Source organism: Parasphingopyxis algicola (assembly GCF_013378075.1).
Classification (GTDB): domain Bacteria; phylum Pseudomonadota; class Alphaproteobacteria; order Sphingomonadales; family Sphingomonadaceae; genus Parasphingopyxis; species Parasphingopyxis algicola.
Window position 1 is genome coordinate 2,875,023 of record NZ_CP051131.1, and the last position, 17,981, is coordinate 2,893,003.

Below are 17,981 nucleotides of genomic sequence, written 5' to 3' on the forward strand. Positions count from 1 at the left end.
ATCGATCATCCGAGCCCGAGCGCGCCGGGGTTCATCCGGCCGTCGGGATCGACGGCCCGTTTCATCGCTTCGAGCAGCTTCCAGGCCTGCGGGTCGCTGCGCTCGGCCAGCGGATAGGTGCGGCCGATCTGGAAATGGACGCCCTCCATCTCGCCGAAGATATCGATGACCCCGGCGCGCAATTCGCCGACCAGCGCGCGCGATTCCGCGTTCGCCGGGAAGCCCTTGAGCTTCGCGAGATGATCGGGTTCGAGCGAGCGGCGGTGCAGTTCTTCCATCCGGTCGGGCCAGTAGAAGACCGGCTCGATCAAGAAACCGGCACGCCCGACGGTCATGACGAGATAGCCGGCGCCGACGCCGAGTTGCTCCATCTCCGCGCCACGGCTTTCGAACAGCGCGGTAATCGCGTCGATCGTCGCAAGCGCGCGCGAATGGCGGACGACGCCGTGGACGGGCACCCAGCGCTCGCCGTCCGGCCCGACCATCGAGTTGACGGGCGGGAAGGGGTTGGCACGCATCACCTTGGGGATCGTATTCTCGGCCTTGGTGCCGCCGACCTCGGCGACGATCTCTTCGACGCGTCGCATGTCCGCATCGACAGCCGATTGATGACGGCCCTCGCAGATCAGATGCGCCGAGAAGGTCGCCTCGTCGAGGAAGGAGCGGCCGGCCGCAACGACCTTCGCACCTTCCTTCAGGCCCTTCCAGAAGCCGCCCTGGCTTTTCATCATGCCGATCAGCTGCTTCGCGTCCTTGGTCAGGCTGTCGCGTTTCATCCGCTGGGCCTGGAGGAAGGGGTCGAAGCCGAAACATTCGCTCGCCAGCCCCTCGCGCGCCACCTGGCTCATCGCCGCGGTGATCCGGGCGGGCGTATCGAAGGCGAAAGACCCATACGCGAACGCGGTCGCGTCGCGCATCAGCGGCAGCGTGATCTTGGCCTTCACGCCGAAGCTGCCCGCATCGGCGGCGAACAGGCCGGTGAGATCGGGGCCGAAGGGGCGCAGGAAATCGGTGCCGGTCTTAACGATCGTCCCGTCGGCGAGCACGACCTCCATCGAGATCGCGCTCGGCGCGATGGTGCCGTTGGCCGCGCCCCAGAACAGACCGTTCTGGCTCATCCCGCCGCCGATATGGGCCTTGATGCCGGACAACGTGCCCCAGACCGGGGTGCGCAGCCCGCGCGGATGAAGCTCTTCGTAGAGCTTGTGCCAGCTGCAGCCCGCTTCGACGGTGACCGTCATGTCGGTCTCGTCGACCTTAAGGATGCGGTTCATGCCGTCCATGTCGACGATCAGCGCGCCGGCCTCGGGCGCGACATAGCCCGATGTGTAGCTCATCCCGCCGCCGCGCGGGACGATCGCAACGCCGCTATCGGCGATAGCCGCGAGAGCGCGCGCGAGCATGTCGGTATCGGCGGGGCGGAACACGGCCAGCGGCTGGGGGCCGAGCGAATAGACGTCCTGCGCGTAGAATGCGCATTCCTCCACGTCGGTGACGATCGCGCCGGGGCCGACGGCGTCGGTCAGCTGTGTCAGGCAATCCTTCGGTTCGGGTGCGGTAGCCATCAGGCTGCCTCCAGTGCCGCTGGGGACGGTTCGTCGTCCTCGGTTTCCGGAAAGGTTTCGGGATAGCGGCCGAGGAACAGCAGCAATCCGCCGCCTATTACATAGGCGAAGATCGCGACGGTAAGGATCGGATCATAGCTGCCCATAGTGTCCCGCACCGAGGCGTAGATGATCGGCGAGGTCGCCGAGGCGAGGCCGAAGGGCATGTAGAGCATGCCGTAGATCTTGCCATAATGGAGCATGCCGAAATAGCGGCTGGCGAGATAGGCGATCAGGTCGCTCTCCGCGCCCGCGGCAAAGCCGAGCAGGAAGCCGCCGAACGCCGCAATCGCAAAATTGCTGTCGGTGCCGAGCAGCAGATAGCTCGATATCGCGGGCAGGCAGAGCAGGGGAAAGGCGACATAGCCGGCCCAGAATTTGTCGAGCAGCAGCCCGGTGATGATCCGGCCCGACAGAATGCCGAGCCCGAGAATGCCCATCACGCGCGCGGCGAGATCGGACGCGATGCCGTGATCGGCGAGGATCGGCACCATGTTGATGAACGCTCCGCCAAAGGCGAGCGCGATGATCAGGATCGAAAACCAGATCAGCCAGAAGCGATAGTCGCGCAGCGCCTGGCCCAAAGTCGCGCCGGTCAGTTTGCCGCCGTTGCTCGTGATCGCCTGGGGCCGTTCCTCGGGTCGCGGCTCGCGGAACAGGAAGAAGCCGATCGGCAGCGCGATCAGCAGCGGGAAACCGGCAACGATGACGAACATCGCCCGCCAGCCATATGCGCGGATCGCCCATTCGGCGACCTGCGGCACGATGATCGCGGCAATGCTGGTGCCGAGCAGCAAGATGCCGAGCGCGAGCCCCTTGCGCTTGAAGAACCACATATTGATCGCGCGGCTCCAGGTGACCGGGGTCGAGCCGATGCCGATCAACCCGACAAACACCCACAGCGCGTAATAGATGTACAGCGTAGAGGCGGCCTGGCTCGTCGGCGTCAGTCCGATCGCCGCGAAGGACAGGCCGAACGCCACGAGCGACCAGAGCGCCACCCGCCGCACGCCATACTGATCGGCCAGCCACCCAAAGGCCGGGGCGAGCAGCGAGGCGATGACCCCGAAAATCGTGATCGGGATCAGGATCTGGGTGCGCGACCAGCCGAACTCGGCCTGGAGCGGTTCGACCGTGAAGCCGATAACGTTGAACGGGATGGGCGAGGCGCCGAAGGCCACGCCCAGCACCCCGGCGAGCAGGACCGTCCAGCCGAGACGGAATTCGTTGCGTTCGGTTGCTGAATTCATCGTCTCTCCTGATGGGCGGGAGGCACCCGGTTACGCTGGAACGGTCGTTGCTGTCTCGCCTTATTCGCTATGCCCGTCCGATGGCGCGCTTTCGCCCTCGGCCGCGCGCTGCGCATCAATCATCTGGCGGAATACGGTCCAGGTCGTCGCATTGGGCCGCGCATCGTCGCCCGGCGGCGGCGCGTTATATTCCGGATAACTGGCCGCGATCTCGTTGCGCAGTATTTCGGGCAGCTCGTCATAGCCGCCGCGCAATTTTGCCCCGACGGCGTTGAAGATCATCTGCCCGTCCCGGCTGCGCATCCGCATCCAGGGAAGCCAGGCCGCCACGCGTACCCAGCTGACCGATGGATAGGCCGTGTTGACCTCGCTATCGAGTATCTCGTCCGCGTTCGCGGCGAAATCGAAAATCTCCATCGCCTGATACATATTGCCGACATATTCCTGATAATCGCCGCCGAGCGGGTTCATGTAGAAGAGCGGCACTTCGAACGGGATCAGCACCCAATCGCCGATGCGGCGATAGGTCGAGATCTGATAAGGCGACCCATCGCGCGTCACCGGGAAATTCGGCGCGCGCATGTTCACCGGATCGTTGGCGACATGCATCACCTCGACCGTTTCGCCGGTCCAGGGATTTTCCCATTCGCGCAGAACCTCGCCGGTTTCCGGATCGGTATAGAGCATGATCTCGCGGCTGACCTGGCGATAGCCGGTGCCGCGTTCCGGATCGGTTACGCTGACGCATTGCCGGATATTCATGCCCTCGAGATTGAACAGGTGCCGGTCGCGCTCGCCGCGCACCCGCGAATAGGCGCGGCCCGACCAGTAATAGACGGCCGGTTGGCCATCCTGTTCGCCGCATTGCAGGCGCTTCGAGATTTCGACCGCGTCTTCGGGGACATTGGGATCGAGAGTCCGCGCTTCGGCCGCCATGCCCATTCCCGCCATCGCGCCCATGCCCGTGATTGCCAGCGCTGCGCAAGCAAAACCGAATTTTCCGATACCCATTATTCCTCTCCCCAAGGCCAAAAATGCTCCCAACAATTTGTCCGGACAAATTTTGACTTTGTCAATGGCCCGAGTCATAGCGGAGCGCAAGGGGAGTTTCCATGTCGCTCGACGCAATCGCCTATCCGACGCTGGTTTACGTCCATCTGCTGCTGTTCGTGCTTTGGCTCGGTGCGGATGTCGGCGTATTCCTGCTCGGCCAGCATTTCCGCAAACGACACGATTATACGCTGGAGCAGCGAATCGCGCTCCTCAAGATGCTCGTGCTCGTCGACATGACGCCGCGCAGTGCCTGGGCGCTGATGGTGCCGATATCGCTGTCGGTGCTCGCCGCGGGCAGTTGGTGGGCGGTACCCGGCTGGCTGCTGATCGCGAGCTGGATCGTCGGCGGTTTCTGGCTCTGGCTGGTCTGGGACGCGCATAATCACGACCAGACGCCGCGCGCCGCGCGCGACCGTAAGATCGAGAACTGGCTGAAATACGGCCTGACCGCCTTCTATCTCTGGCTCGGTATCCAGTCGCTCGTTACCGGCGCGCCGATCGACCAGCCCTGGATCGCCTGGAAGGCGGCGCTGTTCGGCGCGATCTTCGCCGCCGCGATCATGATCGACGTCGCGTTCAAGCCCGTGGGCCCGCAGCTCGGCAAATTGCTGGCCGAGGGATCGAGCGACGAGACCGAGATTCCGCTGCGCCGGACGATGGACCGCACGCGAATCTGGGTCTGGATCGTTTATCTGCTCCTGATCGCGACATCCTGGCTCGGCGTGGTAAAGCCGGTTTTGTGAACGAATTTGCGGCGAGCGGACCAATCGGCGCTTGACTTTAAATTTGTCCGGACAAATTGTACCGGCGAGAACGAGAACAGGAGTGGATCGACGGGAAATGGGCGGATTGAGTTCGATATTGTTCGTGCCCGGATCGCGGCCCGACCGCTTCGCCAAGGCGGCGGACAGCGGCGCCGACCTGATCTGCATCGACCTCGAAGACGCCGTCGCGGAAAGCGACAAGGACGCGGCGCGCGAGGCCGCCATCGGATCGCTCGATACGCTCGATCCAGCCGCGGTCGCGATCCGCATCAACGGCCTCAAGACGGCCGCCGGGCTTGCCGACCTGCTGGCCCTGCGCGCGGCCGCGACAAAGCCGCGCCTGCTGTTCATCCCGATGGTCGAAAGCGCGGCCGAACCGGAGATCGCCCGGTCGGTTCTCGGCGATACGGCGCCCGGCCTGGTGCCGCTGATCGAAACCGTCAAAGGCCTGCGCGCCGGCGATGCGATCGCCGCGGCGCCGGGTGTTGCCGCGATGATGTTCGGCGGCGGCGATTTTTCGGCCGAGCTCGGCACCGATCTTGCCTGGGAACCGCTGCTCGCGGCGCGCAGCGCGTTCGTGATGTCGGCCGCCGCGGCCCGCATACCGGCGATCGACGTGCCCTTTATCGCGCTCGAGGATGAAGCCGGGCTCGAAGGGGAGGTGAAGCGCGCCAAGGCGCTGGGTTTCGCCGCCAAGGCCGCGATCCATCCGAAACAGGTGGAGACGATCAACCGGGTCATGCGCCCGACGGACGAGGAACTGGCCGAGGCGCGATCGGCGCTGGACGCCTATGAAGCGGCGGGCCGCAAGGCGATCCGCCATAACGGAAAGATGCTCGAAGCGCCGGTGGTCAGGCGGTTCGAGGCAATGCTGGGAATGAAGGGAAACAAGAATGCGTGACGGAGTTGTCGAAGTCTCACCGGGCCGGTTCCGGGAGACGTTCGGGCGCTATTTCGAGGATTTCGAAGTGGGCCATATCTATGAGCACCGCCCGGGCCGGACGATCACGGACACGGACAATGTCCATTTCACCCTGCTGACGATGAACACGCATCCGGCGCATTTCGACTATGAATTCGCCAGCAAGACCGAGTTCAAGAAGCCGCTGGTCTGCTCGCCATTGACCGTCGCGCTGATGGTCGGGATGAGCGTGTCCGATACCAGTCAGAAGGCGGTCGCCAATCTCGGCTGGGACAAGATCAAGCTCACCCATCCGCTGTTCCCGGGCGATACGCTCTACGCCGAGAGCGAAGTTCTGGAGAAGCGCGAATCGAGTTCGCGGCCCGAACAGGGGATCGTGACGATCAAGACGATCGGCAAGAACCAGAATGGCGATGTCGTCTGCACATTCGAGCGTACGATGCTCATCTGGAAGCGCGGCTTCGGCAATACCGACGATTAGGAGCAGAAAAAATGGCTACCGCCCCCGATACCAGCCGCCCGCCGATGGACCCGGCCGAAGAACAGGCGCTGCTCGATTCGATCCAGAAATGGATCGACCGCGAGGTCCGCCCCGTCGTGATGAAGCACGACCATGGCGATATCTGGCCCGAGGAACTGGTAAACCAGATGGCGGAAATGGGCCTGTTCGGCGCGACGATCGGGGAGGAATATGGCGGCCTGGGCCTGCCCGCGACGACCTATGCCAAGATCGTCGCGCTGATCTCGTCCTACTGGATGGCGATCACCGGCATCTTCAATTCGCACCTGATCATGGCGGCGGCCGTCGAGCGGTTCGGCACGCCCGAGCAGAAGGCCAAATGGCTGCCCAAATTCGCGACCGGCGAGATTCGCGGCGGGCTGGCGCTGACCGAGCCCAATGCCGGCACCGACCTGCAGGCGATCCGGACGACCGCGGTGCGGGACGGCGACGATTATGTCATCAACGGCACCAAGACCTGGATATCGAACGGCATTCACGGCTCCTGCTTCGCGCTGCTCGTCAAGACCGACCCCAAGGCCGAGCCGCGCTACACGGGTATGAGCCTGTTCATCGCGCCCAAGCAGGACGGCTTCACGACCGGCAAGAAGTTCGATAAGCTCGGCTACAAGGCGATCGACAGCGCCGAGCTCGTGTTCGACGACTATCGCATTCCCGCCGCCAACCTGATCGGCAGCGTCGAGGGGCAGGGATTTTTCCAGGCGACGGGCGGGCTCGAACTGGGCCGGATCAACGTCGCGGCGCGCGGCGTCGGCATGGCCGAAGGCGCGCTGCGCATCTCGACCGAATATGCCCAGACGCGCGAGACGATGGGCACGCCAATCGCCAACCACCAGGCGATCCAGCTCAAGCTCGGCGAGATGGTGACGCGCGCCCGGGCGGCGCGCCTGCTGACGCTCGACGCGGCCGAAGCCTATGATCGCGGCGAACGCTGCGACATGGAGGCCGGCATGGCCAAATATTTCGCCTCCGAAGCGGCGGTGAAAAACGCCGATGAAGGCATGCGCATCCATGGCGGCTACAGCTATTCGAAGGAATATGAGATCGAGCGCTATTATCGCGACGCGATGCTGATGTGCATCGGCGAGGGGACGAACGAGATGCAGCGCATGATCATTTCGAAACAATGGGTGAAACGGAACCCGGTGTGATGACAGCGATGACGCAAATTTCGGTCAGTGTTGCCAGCTTCTCTCCAACACGGGCAATGCCGGGACGGTGTTTTCCGTCATTGCAAGGAGGCCCGAACGTGTTTCGGGGCGACGCGGCAATCCAGGACCGCAAGCGCACCGCCTGTTGCTCTGGATTGCTTCGCTGCGCTCGCAATGACGAGATCTGGCGCAAAGAGGTAACTGTCCAATCGAAATGGGAGGGCGCAATTTGACCCGCGCCCTTCCCCTTGCCGGTTACCGGATCCTCTCCGCCGAACAATATGGCGCGGGCCCCTATGGCACGATGTTCCTCGCGCAACTGGGCGCCGAAGTCATCAAGATCGAACCGCCAAACGGCGGCGATACGGCCCGGATGGTCGGTCCGCATTTCCTGCGCGAGAATGAAAGCCTCTATTTCCAGACGTTCAATCTCAACAAGCGTTCGCTGACTCTCGATCTGCAAAGCGCGGATGGCCAGGAGATTTTCCGCAAATTGGCGATGGATGCGCATGCTGTCGCCAATAATCTGCGCGGCGACCTGCCCGAGCGGCTGGGGCTCACCTATGACGCGCTGAAAGACGTCAATCCGGCGCTCGTTTGTGCGCATCTCTCCGCCTATGGCCGCGATAACGAGCGCGCCAAATGGCCGGGTTACGATTATCTGATGCAGGCCGAGGCGGGCTTTCTCTCTCTGACCGGCGAGCCGGATGGCCCGCCGGTGCGCTTCGGCCTGTCGATGGTCGATTTCATGACCGGGACGATGATGGCGGTCGGCCTGCTCGCCGCGCTGGCCGACGCCGAGCGTTCCGGGATGGGCCGCGATATCGATGTCGATCTGCTCTCCGCCGCGGCGCACCAGATGAGCTATCCGGGCCTGTGGTACATGAACGAAAATGACGTTACGCCGCGCGCGCCCAATGGCGCCCACCCGACCGCGACGCCGAGCCAGATGTTCCGCACCGCCGACGGCTGGATGTTCGTAATGGCGCAGCTGCCCAAATTCTGGACGGTGCTGGTCGAGGAAATCGGGCGCCCCGAACTGGCCGAGGATGCGCGCTTCCGCACGCCCCCCGACCGTCGCGCCAATCGTGACGCGCTGACCGGGGTCCTCGAGGCGGTTTTTATCGAGCGGCCGACGAACCATTGGGTCGATCTGCTCAAGGGCAAGATGCCGGTGGCGCCGGTCAACAGTCTCGAGGAGGCGATGGACAATCCTTTCCTCGAAGAGACCGGCATGATCGACCATGTCGACCATCCGGACCGCACAAACATCAAGGTGCTGACCAGCCCGATCAAGGTCGATGGCGAGCGGCTGCCGACGAGCGCCGGGCCACTGCTCGGCGCGGACAGCGACGATATTCTCGCCGATCTCGGCTATGACGAAGCGGCGATTGCGGACCTCAAACAAAGCGGCATCGTATGAGCGTTTGGCAGGACTTCCAGAAAACCTCCCCTGAAAGGGGAGGGGGACCGGCGCATCCGGTGGAGGGGTGTAGCCGTCAGCGGTTCGCAATTCGCCGATGGCTATACCCCTCCGTCAGCCCTGCGGGCTGCCACCTCCCCTCGCAGGGGAAGATTCCGGTGGCGGCGCGCTAACCGCCATGGCACAGCTCGACGGCATAAAGGTGATCGACCTGTCGCTGTTCCTCCCGGGGCCGATGGCGACGATGATGATGGCCGACCAGGGCGCCGAGGTGATCAAGATCGAGCCGGCCGCCGGGGACCCGGCACGCCAGATGGCGCCCGAGGAAGCGGGCCAGTCGGTCTGGTTCCGCAATCTCAACCGCGGCAAGCGGAGCATCGTGCTCGATCTCAAGAGCGAGACCGGCAAGGCGCGGCTGCGCGATCTGGTCGCCGACGCCGATGTCTTCGTCGAGGGCTTCCGCCCCGGCGTGATGCGGCGGCTCGGCTTCGATTACGACGCCGTGTCCGCGATCAATCCGCGCATCGTCTATTGCTCGATCTCCGCTTTCGGCCAGGAGGGCGCGATGGCGCATCACCCGGCGCACGACCTCGCGGTGCAGGCACTGACCGGATTCCTGTCGGTCAATGACGGGGCGGACGGCACGCCCGTCGTCCCCGGCGTACCCTCGGCCGATATGGCGGCCGGGCTGACCGCGCTCTCGGCGATCCTGATGGCGCTGATCGGGCGGGAGAAATCGGGCCGCGGCGATTATATCGATGCGACGATGTTCGAGGCGATGCTGCCTTGGTGCGCGCATATCGCCGGCGGTGCGATCGCGGGCGGCGAACCGCCGCGCTCACAATCGCAACGCTCGCTCGGCGGCGCGGCTTTCTACAATGTCTATGCGACGCAGGACGGGCGGCATGTCGCGCTCGGCGCGCGCGAGATGAAATTCGTGCGGAACCTGCTCGCCGCGCTCGACCGGCCGGACCTCATCCCGCTCGGCGAGGCCGAGGCCGGCGAACCTCAGGCCGAACTGCGCGCCTTTCTGGCGGAGATCTTCGCGACCAAAACGCGGGACGAATGGGTCGTATGGTTCGCCGACAAGGATGTCGCCTTTTCGCCCGTCCTCGATTTCCGCGAGGCGCTGGACAGCGATCTCGTCGCCGAACGCGGCATGCTGGTCGAGATGGATGGCGCGCATCAGATCGCGCCCGCGATCCGGTTCAGGAATATGCCCGGTAGTCCGCCCGGCCCCGCGCCCGAACTGGACGAGCACGGATGAGCAGCGGGTCAGCCCTCGGCGTCGATATGCATCGAATAGGCGAACCGGTCGCCGGGATGATGGCTGGCCGAAATCTCGAAGATCCGGTTCTTCGCGTCGCGATAGGCGCGCAGGATACGCAAGGTCGGCGCGCGTCGCGAAATGCCGAGCGCCTTGGCGATGTCCGCGCTGGCGCCGACCGCCTGGATATCCTGCGTGACATGGGCCACCTTGACCCCGGCCAGCTCCTCCAGCTGGCGGAAGATCGTGACCTGGGACGAGCGGATCTCGGCAGCCGCTTCGGCATAGTCGCCATGGACATAGGCGTCGGTGATCGCGATCGGCTTGGGGTCGCCGAGCCGCGTGCGAACGCCCTGAAACTGGAACCAGTCGCCGCTCGTGTCGCCGCTGACATGATCGGCGATGCGCCGCGGCAGGGCCGTCAGGCCGACCGGTTTGAAATCATATTGCGTGTCGCGCGCATATTGCAGCAGCTCGCCGACATTGGAGAGCGGCTGGTGCAGCGTGCCGCCGCGCGCCGCCGCCGGCTGGATGATCGTGCCGGACCCGCGTTTCCTCTGGATCAGCCCCTCGGCGACCAGCCGCCGCAGCGCCTCGCGCACCGTATAGCGGCTCACCCCATGTTCGCGGCACAGCTCGGTCTCGGTCGGAAACTGGCCTTCCTCGCTCAGATCGCCGCGCAGGATCGCCGCGCGCAGCGAATCGGCGAGCTGGACGTAGCGGGGCTTGGCGGCGGTGTCGGACAAGTAGGCGTTCCTTTGCGGCTTCGGGCCGGAGCGGTGGCTGTATGAGCGAACCGCTTCTGGCGCAACTTTCGGAAAGACTAGCGCGGCCCGTCGGCGAAAGCGATAGGCAGCGCGCCCGGCTCCACCTGCTCGACTGGCTGGCCTGTGTGGCGGGGGGCCGGGAGAGTGCGGTTTCGAGACTCTTCGCGAGAATATTACCGGGATATCCGGTCACCGCGGCCATGGTCTCGAATCTGCTCGAAATGGACGATGTGCATCGCACAGCCCTTCTCCACCCCGGGCCGGTGATCTGGGGTGCGGTTTTCTCGATGTCTTCAGAAACAATGGTTGGCGCGCTCGACGATGCGGTGCGTGGCTATGAGGCGATGATTGCGATCGGTGCGGCGCTGGACGACCATCACTACAGCCATTGGCACCCGACAGCGACGGCCGGTGTTTTCGGCGCCGCGGCCGCCGCCGGCTCTTATTGGGACTTGGATCGCGACAGCATGGTTTGGGCTTTGGCCAACGCCGGTTCCGTCGCCGGTGGCCTATGGCATATGCGCCACGACGATGTGATGACCAAGCAATGGCATGTCGCCAACGCGATCCGCGTCGGTAACGATACGGCATGGATGGCGATGGACGGCCTCACCGGCCCGGCTGCGCTGCTCGAGGGCCCGCAGGGCCTGTTCGAAGCCATGACGCAAGAACCCGGCCCGCTGGCCGATAATGGCGATAGCTGGCTCATCCATCAGGTCAGCTTCAAGCCCTTCGCGGCCTGCCGCCACGCGCATCCCGCGATCGATGCAGCGATAGAGTTGCGCAAGGCCGGCGAGCTCCAGCCGCCTTTCCATGTCGAAACCTATGCCGATGCGCTGGCCTTTTGCGACCGGCCTGATCCGGTGACCGAACTGGATGCAAAATTCTCACTCCAACATGCGGTAGCGGTCGTCGCCGATGGGCGGAAAGCCGAGCCGGCGGACTTCACCGAAGAGGCGATAGCCGCGCTGGCCGATCTCCGCGCGCAGGTGACCGTGGCCGAAGATCCTGAGATCACCGCCCGCTATCCGGCGCATTACGGCGTGCGGGTGAACGGGCTGGAACTGATCGATACGCTTGGCGACCCGGAACGGCCGGTGGACGAGGACGCGATCATCGCCAAGATGCACAGCCTTGCCGAGTGGGGCGGATTGAAAGCCAGCGACGCGGAAAAGGCTGTCGATGTCGCGCTGGAAGGCGACAATGTCATCGCAGTACATGATCTGCTCCAGGAATGGCTGACATGACCGCGACCCAGCACCTTCTCGATTTTGCCGCGGCCGATCACCGGCTGCCCGATAGCGCCCGCGAAGCGGCGCTCCGGCTGTTGGCCGATACCCTGGCGGGCGGCGCGGCGGGCGCGGCGTCCGACGAAGCGCGGCATATGCTGGCCGCGGTGCGCGGCTGGGGCGAGGGCGATGCGTCGCGCCTGCTCGGCTTTCCTCCACCCGCTCACCCTGAGCTTGTCGAAGGGTCGTCCTGTTCTTTCGGGCAAGAAAAGGACAGGGCTTCGACGGGCTCAGCCCCAGCGGATCATTTTGAACATGCGCGCCTGCCCGCACCGTCTGCCGCCTGGTTCAACGGCTTTGCGATCCATTGTCTCGAATGGGATGCGGTGCACGAGCCGGCGGTGGTCCATGCTCTGTCGGTCGTCACGGCGGCGTTGATCGCGGCGTCGGATCGCAAGGGCGGCAGCGATCCCGACGCATTTCTCGCGGCGCTCGCGGTCGGCGTCGATATCGCGAGCGGCATGGGCGTCGCGGCGACCGGCGCGATGTCTTTTTTCCGCCCCGCCACGGCGGGCGTGATCGGCGCGGCGCTGGCGGTCGCGCGCCTCGAAGGCCTGCCGTCGGATCGTTTCGCCGATGTCCTGGGAATCGCTTATTCGCAGGCCGCGGGCACGATGCAGGCGCATGTTGAGGCCTCGGTCGCGCTCCCGCTGCAGATCGCCCATGCTGCGCGCGCCGCGATCACGGCCGTCGATCTCGCCAGGGCCGGGATGGACGGGCGGCATAACGCGCTCGAAGGCCCGTTCGGCTATTTCACTCTCTTCGAGCCGGGCGATCTGCGCCGTTACACCGACAGCATCGGCGAACGCTGGCTGATCGAAGAGGTCAGCACCAAGCCCTTCCCATCGGGACGGGCCAGCCATGGCGTGCTCGGCACGATCGACGATCTGCTGCGCTCAGGCGAGCTCGAGCCGGCGGCCGTCGCAAGCGTCGATGTCGCCGCCCCGCCGCTGATCAACCGGCTCGTCGGGCGGCCTTACAAGCCGGACATGGCGCCGAGCTATGCGCGGCTCTGCCTGCCGTTCCTCGTGCCGCTGCTGCTGCGCGACGGCATCGTCAATCCGGCCTGTTTCACCGCCGACCAGTTCGCCGATCCCGCGCTCGCGGCGCTGGGCGACAAGGTCACCGTCCGGCTGAACGATAATCCCGATCCGAACGCGCTCGCGCCGCAGCAGCTGACGATCATGCTGAAAAATGGCGGCCATATCGCCCGCCAGATCACCGGCAATCTCGGCAGTCCCGCAGCGCCGATGAGCGCCGACCAGACCAAGGCGAAATATGATCTCTGCCGCGTGCTCGCTTCACCCGATGCGGATGCGCGGCTCTTCGACGACCCCTTACTCTATGCAACGGACCCGCAATGAGCTTTCCCACCTATTTCGAGGCCTTCGACGCCAGGCAGATGCTGGCCGATTATCCGGTCGGCGAGGAATTCGTCTCCCGCTACACGGCGATGTCGCGCGACGAATTGCACGCGATTCAGGATGCGCAGTTTCGCAGGCTCATGAAACGCGGCTGGGAGATTCCCTTCTACCGGCGGCTCTGGGGCGACAAGGGCATCGAGCCCGGCGATATCGGCGGGCTCGCGGACATCGCCAAGCTGCCGGTGTACGACAAGACGGACCTCATGGCCTCGGTCAACGATCATCCGCCCTATGGCGATTTCGACGGGCGCGGCGACAATCCCGTCGTTTTCCACACGACGAGCGGGACGACTGGCCGCCCCCAGCCGCTGATGTTCGGGCCCAAGGGCCGCGAGGTGACCAACCTGCTCGTCGGCCGTATGTATCGCTGGATGGGCTTGCAGTCGGACGATGTGATCCAGTCGGTCTACGGCCATGGCATGATCAATGGCGGCCATTATATCCGCGAAGCCGTGACGCATTTCACCAATTCGCTGTTCCTGAGCGCGGGCACCGGCATCGAGACCCGCTCGGTCAATCAGGTCAATCTGATGGCCGATTTCGGCGTCACCGTTATGGTCGGTTTCGTCGATTATGTCCGCAAGCTCGCAGAGGTCGCCGAAGCCGAAAAGCTGTTTGACCGCATCAAGCTGCGCATGATCATCGGCCATCTCGGCACCGAGGATCGCGCATCGACCGAGGACGCCTGGCACGGGGCCAAGGCCTATGACTGGTACGGCGTCGGCGATACCGGCTCGATCGCGGGCGAGGGACCGGACCGCAACGGATTGTACGTCTGGGAGGACGCGCAATATCTGGAGCTGCTCGACGTCGATACCGGCGCGCCCGTGGCGGCGGGCGAGACCGGCGACATGGTCGTAACCTGCCTGTTCAAGGACGATATCGCGCCCTGCATCCGCTTCAACACGCATGACGTGACCGAGGAGCTGACGGGCGCCAACGATACCGGCATGGTCTTCAAGCGCATCTCGGGCTTCAAGGGCCGCAGCGATAATATGGTCAAGCTGCGCGGCATCAACATCTTTCCGCATGCGATCGGCGCGCTGATCGAGAATCGGGGGGATCTGACCGGCGAATATGTCTGCCGTGTGACCCGCGACGAAAACGGCAAGGATCATATGCGGGTCGTAATGGAAAGCCGGGGCGGCACGGATCGGGACGAGATCGGCGAAATCCTGAAACGCGGCCTCGGTATCGAGATCGATCTCGACATGGTCGGCGTCGGCGACACCGCTAAGGACACGCAGATCGACGTCCGGCAAAAACCGATCCGCCTGATCGACGAGAGGAAACTGTGATGCTGCACTTTGGCCAGTACAGTTTTTGCTTTCACCGTCACCCTGAACCTGTTTCAGCATCCATTTCTCAGCCTGCGAGGTCGGCGTCGACGGAGAAACGGACCCTGAAACAGGTTGGTGCCTATCCCCTTGCGACAAGGAAGCGGCTGATAAGCCTTCCCCGTCATTGCGAGGAGGTCCGAGCTTGTCTCGGGCCGACGCGGCAATCCAGAGCTACAAGTGCATCGCTTGTCCGCCCTGGATTGCTTCGTCGCCTACGGCTCCTCGCAATGACGAACCCTTGTCGCAAGGGGATAACAGCCAAACAGGTTCAGGGTGACGAAGCTGGAATTCAGCGTCGCTCGTTCCCAAGCCATACAAAGGGAACTGACGGCCCATGACCGAACCGCTGCATCGCCACGGCGTCGCCGGCCTGCTCGCGCTCTACCGGGCGGGCGAGACGATGCCGTCGAGCGTCGTCGAGGCGGCGTTCGATCGGATCGCGGCGCTGAACGGCGATCTCAACGCGTTTGTCGAGCTGGACGAACCGGGCGCGATGCAGGCGGCCGCCGAGAGCGACCGGCAGATCCTGTCCGCCGCGCCGCGCCCGCTCGAAGGCGTGCCGGTGGCGATCAAGGCCAATATCGATGTCGAGGGGCTGGTGACGAGCGCCGGGATCGCGGCGCGCAAGGATTGCGTCGCCGCGACTGACGCGAAGGTCGTGGCGGACCTGCGCAATGCCGGTGCGATCGTACTCGGCACGCTCAATATGGAGGAAGCCGCGCTCGGCGCGAAGACCGACAATCCATGGCTGGGCGCCGCGCAGAACCCGCACCGGATAGGCCATACGCCGGGCGGATCGTCCGGAGGCAGCGGCGCGGCGGTGGCGGCCGGGCTGTGCGTTATGGCGTTGGGCACCGACACGCTGGGTTCGGTCCGCGTGCCGTCCGCCTATTGCGGCGTCTACGGCCTCAAGCCGACCTATAATGCCATCAGCCAGCACGGCCTCGAAATCTGCGAGGCTTCGCTCGACGCCATCGGCCCGCTGGCGCGTTCGCTGAGCGACCTCGAAATCGTCTCGCGCGTCCTGATCGACATGGCTGAGCCCCAGACCATCGAAACGCCGGTTACCCTGGAAGCCCTGGGCGACGTCGAGTGCCAGCCGGCCGTGGTCACCGCCCATGAGAAGGCGGCCGGGCAGCTCGGTGCGAGCGAGAGTTTCGCGCTGCCCGATCCGCTGACCCGCATCCGCTTCGCCGGCTTCATCCGGGCCTCCCGCGCGCTGCACGATCATCTCGCCGATCTGCGCGCCGCCGACCCGGACGGGCTGTCGGACCATCTCAAATTCCTGATCGATATCGGGCCGAAGCGATCCGATGCCGATCTGGCCGAGGACGAGGCGGTGCTCGCCCGGACCCGCGAGGCGCTGCACGCGGCCGTCGATGCCCATGGCGCGATCCTGCTGCCGACCGTGCCGCAGGTTGCCTTCCCGCACAGCGAACAGGCGCCGGTCAACCAGGCCGATTTCACCTGCCTAGCGAACATCGCCGGGCTGCCCGCGCTCAGCATCCCGGCAGGGGTCGACGAGACCGGCCTGCCGGTCGCGGTCCAGCTGATCGGCGCGGCGGGCAACGAGGCGGGGCTGTTCGATATGGCGCGCGGGCTGGACGTGCAATTGGACGGCTATCGCCCGCCCGATCTATTCTGACGAGAAATAAGAGGAGAGAGACATGCGGATCATCGTGTTGTTCAACCTGAAGGACGGGGTCAGCGTCGCGGAGTATGAAGAATGGGCGAAGACGCGCGACATCCCAGGCGTCAACGCGCTCGGCTCGGTCGACGGCTTTACGGTTCACAAGGCGACCGGGCTGTTCGGATCGGACGCAAAACCGGCCTATGACTATTTCGAGATTATCGATGTCAACGACATGGATGCGTTCGTCGCCGATATCTCCACGGACGAATTCCAGGCCGCCGCCGCGCCGTTCCAGGATTATGCGGACAATCCGCAATTCGTGCTGACCGAAGACCTTTAGGAGACAGAAAATGGGCCGTTTTTCGGGCAAGACCATCGTCGTCACGGGCTCGGGCAAGGAAAAGGGGCTGGGGCAGGGCATTCTCCAGCGCTTCGCCGATGACGGCGCGAACTGCGTGGTGTCCGATATCGCGATTGACGCCGAGGCCGAGGGCGTGGCGGACGAACTGCGCGGGCGCGGCGCCGAGGTCGCGACGATCGCCTGCGACGTCAGCGATCCGGCGCAATGCCAGGCGCTGGTCGATGGGGCGGTCGACCGGTTCGGCGGCGTCGACATCATGGTCAACAATGCGGGTATCGGCTTCATGATGACGCCGCTGCTCGATGTGAAGCCCGAGGACTGGGCGACCGTCATCGCGGTCAACCTCTCCGGCGCCTTTTACTGCACCCAGGCCGCGGCCAAGGCGATGGTCGCGAAAGGCGGGGGCGGGCGGATCATCAACATCGCCAGCCAGGCCGCGAAGACCGGATTTCCGCACATGGCCTCCTATTGCAGCTCCAAGCACGGGATGGTCGGGCTGACCCGGTCGACCGCGCTGGAGCTGGGCGGGCACGGGATCACGGTCAACGCCATATGCCCCAACCATGTGACGACCGGGCTCGGCCAGAAGCAGAATGAGTATTTCTCCAAACTGCTCGGCTTCCCCAGCGTCGAGGCCTATCTGGAGAATATGAAGGCGCGCAATCCGATGGGGCGGCCCGGCCTGCCCTCGGACACCGCCGCCGCCTGTGCATGGCTGGCGAGCGACGAGGCCATCTATGTGACCGGCGAAGCGCTCAACGTGTCGGGCGGAGAGGAAATGCACTGATGGCGCATTATGCGGGGTCCTGTCATTGCGGCGCGCTGACGCTCGATTTTGCGAGCGAAAAATCGCCGGCCGATCTCGGCGCGCGGACCTGCCAGTGCAGCTATTGCCGCAAGCATGGTGCGTCCTGGACGTCGGACCCGGAAGGCCGCGCCGAGCTCGCCGTGGCGGGGCCTGTCAGCCGCTACCGGTTCGGGACGAAAACCGCCGATTTTCTAGTCTGCGCGACTTGCGGCGTCGTATTGGCCGCAGTCAGCGAGATCGACGGCCGGCTGCGCGGCGTGGTCCGCGTCGATTGCCTCGACGATAGCGCCGCCTTTCTCGCGCAGGCCGCGCCGATGGATCTCGACGGGGAGGTGTTGGACGCGCGCCTCGACCGCCGGGCCCAGCGTTGGACGCCCGTCGCGATAACGGAAAAAGGGTGAAGAG

At 64.8% G+C, this 17,981-nt stretch carries 17 protein-coding genes; 13 read left to right on the plus strand and 4 right to left on the minus strand.

Going from position 1 to position 17,981, the window contains the following annotated elements:
* Positions 1–5: 5 nt before the first annotated feature.
* The 3 genes from HFP57_RS14245 to HFP57_RS14255 are packed head-to-tail and all read right to left on the minus strand — an operon-like array spanning position 6 to position 3,865.
* Entirely contained in the window at positions 6–1,565 is a 1,560-nt protein-coding gene (locus HFP57_RS14245; RefSeq protein ID WP_176870403.1) for an FAD-binding oxidoreductase, read from the minus strand.
* A complete protein-coding gene (locus tag HFP57_RS14250) occupies positions 1,565–2,854 on the minus strand; it encodes an MFS transporter (RefSeq protein WP_176870404.1) in 1,290 nt (429 codons plus the stop codon). The genes HFP57_RS14245 and HFP57_RS14250 overlap by 1 nt, the downstream gene beginning before the upstream one ends.
* A gap of 60 nt (positions 2,855–2,914) precedes the next feature.
* Positions 2,915–3,865: a DUF1838 family protein gene (locus tag HFP57_RS14255; protein ID WP_176870405.1), complete on the minus strand. Its 951-nt coding sequence runs from the start codon at positions 3,863–3,865 to the stop codon at positions 2,915–2,917.
* A gap of 101 nt (positions 3,866–3,966) precedes the next feature.
* Here HFP57_RS14255 and HFP57_RS14260 point away from each other — a divergent pair, with 101 nt between their 5' ends.
* The 6 genes from HFP57_RS14260 (at position 3,967) to HFP57_RS14285 (ending at position 9,954) form a co-directional block, all read left to right on the plus strand.
* A complete protein-coding gene (locus HFP57_RS14260) occupies positions 3,967–4,650 on the plus strand; it encodes a hypothetical protein (protein ID WP_176870406.1) in 684 nt (227 codons plus the stop codon).
* An 82-nt stretch (positions 4,651–4,732) separates the two neighbouring features.
* Positions 4,733–5,572: an HpcH/HpaI aldolase/citrate lyase family protein gene (locus tag HFP57_RS14265; RefSeq protein WP_246263177.1), complete on the plus strand. Its 840-nt coding sequence runs from the start codon at positions 4,733–4,735 to the stop codon at positions 5,570–5,572.
* Positions 5,565–6,074: a MaoC family dehydratase gene (locus HFP57_RS14270; protein ID WP_176870407.1), complete on the plus strand. Its 510-nt coding sequence runs from the start codon at positions 5,565–5,567 to the stop codon at positions 6,072–6,074. The genes HFP57_RS14265 and HFP57_RS14270 overlap by 8 nt, the downstream gene beginning before the upstream one ends.
* 11 nt (positions 6,075–6,085) lie before the next feature.
* Positions 6,086–7,264 carry an acyl-CoA dehydrogenase family protein gene (locus HFP57_RS14275; protein ID WP_218135029.1) on the plus strand — a complete coding sequence of 393 codons (1,179 nt, stop codon included), beginning with the start codon at positions 6,086–6,088 and terminating at the stop codon, positions 7,262–7,264.
* 229 nt (positions 7,265–7,493) lie between these two features.
* Positions 7,494–8,687 (plus strand): CaiB/BaiF CoA transferase family protein, encoded by a 1,194-nt coding sequence (locus HFP57_RS14280; protein ID WP_246263178.1) that lies wholly within the window; start codon positions 7,494–7,496, stop codon positions 8,685–8,687.
* A gap of 178 nt (positions 8,688–8,865) precedes the next feature.
* Positions 8,866–9,954 (plus strand): CaiB/BaiF CoA transferase family protein, encoded by a 1,089-nt coding sequence (locus HFP57_RS14285; RefSeq protein WP_176870409.1) that lies wholly within the window; start codon positions 8,866–8,868, stop codon positions 9,952–9,954.
* Positions 9,955–9,962: 8 nt separating this feature from the next.
* Here the strand turns inward: HFP57_RS14285 and HFP57_RS14290 are convergent, their stop codons facing one another.
* Complete coding sequence (locus HFP57_RS14290) at positions 9,963–10,700, minus strand: GntR family transcriptional regulator (RefSeq protein ID WP_176870410.1); 738 nt, start codon at positions 10,698–10,700, stop codon at positions 9,963–9,965.
* A gap of 41 nt (positions 10,701–10,741) precedes the next feature.
* Here HFP57_RS14290 and HFP57_RS14295 point away from each other — a divergent pair, with 41 nt between their 5' ends.
* The 7 genes from HFP57_RS14295 (at position 10,742) to HFP57_RS14325 (ending at position 17,977) form a co-directional block, all read left to right on the plus strand.
* Positions 10,742–11,968, plus strand: coding sequence for an MmgE/PrpD family protein (locus HFP57_RS14295; RefSeq protein ID WP_176870411.1), 1,227 nt, complete (start codon positions 10,742–10,744; stop codon positions 11,966–11,968).
* Complete coding sequence (locus HFP57_RS14300) at positions 11,965–13,374, plus strand: MmgE/PrpD family protein (RefSeq protein WP_176870412.1); 1,410 nt, start codon at positions 11,965–11,967, stop codon at positions 13,372–13,374. The genes HFP57_RS14295 and HFP57_RS14300 overlap by 4 nt, the downstream gene beginning before the upstream one ends.
* A complete protein-coding gene (locus HFP57_RS14305) occupies positions 13,371–14,732 on the plus strand; it encodes a phenylacetate--CoA ligase family protein (RefSeq protein WP_176870413.1) in 1,362 nt (453 codons plus the stop codon). Before HFP57_RS14300 ends, HFP57_RS14305 begins: the two co-directional genes overlap by 4 nt.
* A 376-nt stretch (positions 14,733–15,108) precedes the next feature.
* Entirely contained in the window at positions 15,109–16,419 is a 1,311-nt protein-coding gene (locus tag HFP57_RS14310; RefSeq protein ID WP_176870414.1) for an amidase, read from the plus strand.
* Positions 16,420–16,441: 22 nt separating this feature from the next.
* The gene (locus tag HFP57_RS14315; RefSeq protein ID WP_176870415.1) at positions 16,442–16,747 is read left to right on the plus strand and encodes an REDY-like protein HapK; all 306 of its coding nucleotides are present in this window, start codon (positions 16,442–16,444) and stop codon (positions 16,745–16,747) included.
* 10 nt (positions 16,748–16,757) lie between these two features.
* Positions 16,758–17,555, plus strand: coding sequence for an SDR family NAD(P)-dependent oxidoreductase (locus tag HFP57_RS14320; protein WP_176870416.1), 798 nt, complete (start codon positions 16,758–16,760; stop codon positions 17,553–17,555).
* Complete coding sequence (locus HFP57_RS14325) at positions 17,555–17,977, plus strand: GFA family protein (protein WP_246263179.1); 423 nt, start codon at positions 17,555–17,557, stop codon at positions 17,975–17,977. Before HFP57_RS14320 ends, HFP57_RS14325 begins: the two co-directional genes overlap by 1 nt.
* Positions 17,978–17,981 lie beyond the last annotated feature (4 nt).

Coding starts and splice junctions, on each gene's coding strand:
- HFP57_RS14305 (WP_176870413.1), top strand. CDS start 13,371: ATGAGCTTTCCCACCTATTTCGAGGCCTTCGACGCCAGGCAGATGCTG.
- HFP57_RS14250 (WP_176870404.1), bottom strand. CDS start 2,854: ATGAATTCAGCAACCGAACGCAACGAATTCCGTCTCGGCTGGACGGTC.
- HFP57_RS14260 (WP_176870406.1), top strand. CDS start 3,967: ATGTCGCTCGACGCAATCGCCTATCCGACGCTGGTTTACGTCCATCTG.
- HFP57_RS14320 (WP_176870416.1), top strand. CDS start 16,758: ATGGGCCGTTTTTCGGGCAAGACCATCGTCGTCACGGGCTCGGGCAAG.
- HFP57_RS14310 (WP_176870414.1), top strand. CDS start 15,109: ATGACCGAACCGCTGCATCGCCACGGCGTCGCCGGCCTGCTCGCGCTC.
- HFP57_RS14300 (WP_176870412.1), top strand. CDS start 11,965: ATGACCGCGACCCAGCACCTTCTCGATTTTGCCGCGGCCGATCACCGG.
- HFP57_RS14315 (WP_176870415.1), top strand. CDS start 16,442: ATGCGGATCATCGTGTTGTTCAACCTGAAGGACGGGGTCAGCGTCGCG.
- HFP57_RS14245 (WP_176870403.1), bottom strand. CDS start 1,565: ATGGCTACCGCACCCGAACCGAAGGATTGCCTGACACAGCTGACCGAC.
- HFP57_RS14255 (WP_176870405.1), bottom strand. CDS start 3,865: ATGGGTATCGGAAAATTCGGTTTTGCTTGCGCAGCGCTGGCAATCACG.
- HFP57_RS14275 (WP_218135029.1), top strand. CDS start 6,086: ATGGCTACCGCCCCCGATACCAGCCGCCCGCCGATGGACCCGGCCGAA.
- HFP57_RS14285 (WP_176870409.1), top strand. CDS start 8,866: ATGGCACAGCTCGACGGCATAAAGGTGATCGACCTGTCGCTGTTCCTC.
- HFP57_RS14295 (WP_176870411.1), top strand. CDS start 10,742: ATGAGCGAACCGCTTCTGGCGCAACTTTCGGAAAGACTAGCGCGGCCC.
- HFP57_RS14325 (WP_246263179.1), top strand. CDS start 17,555: ATGGCGCATTATGCGGGGTCCTGTCATTGCGGCGCGCTGACGCTCGAT.
- HFP57_RS14270 (WP_176870407.1), top strand. CDS start 5,565: ATGCGTGACGGAGTTGTCGAAGTCTCACCGGGCCGGTTCCGGGAGACG.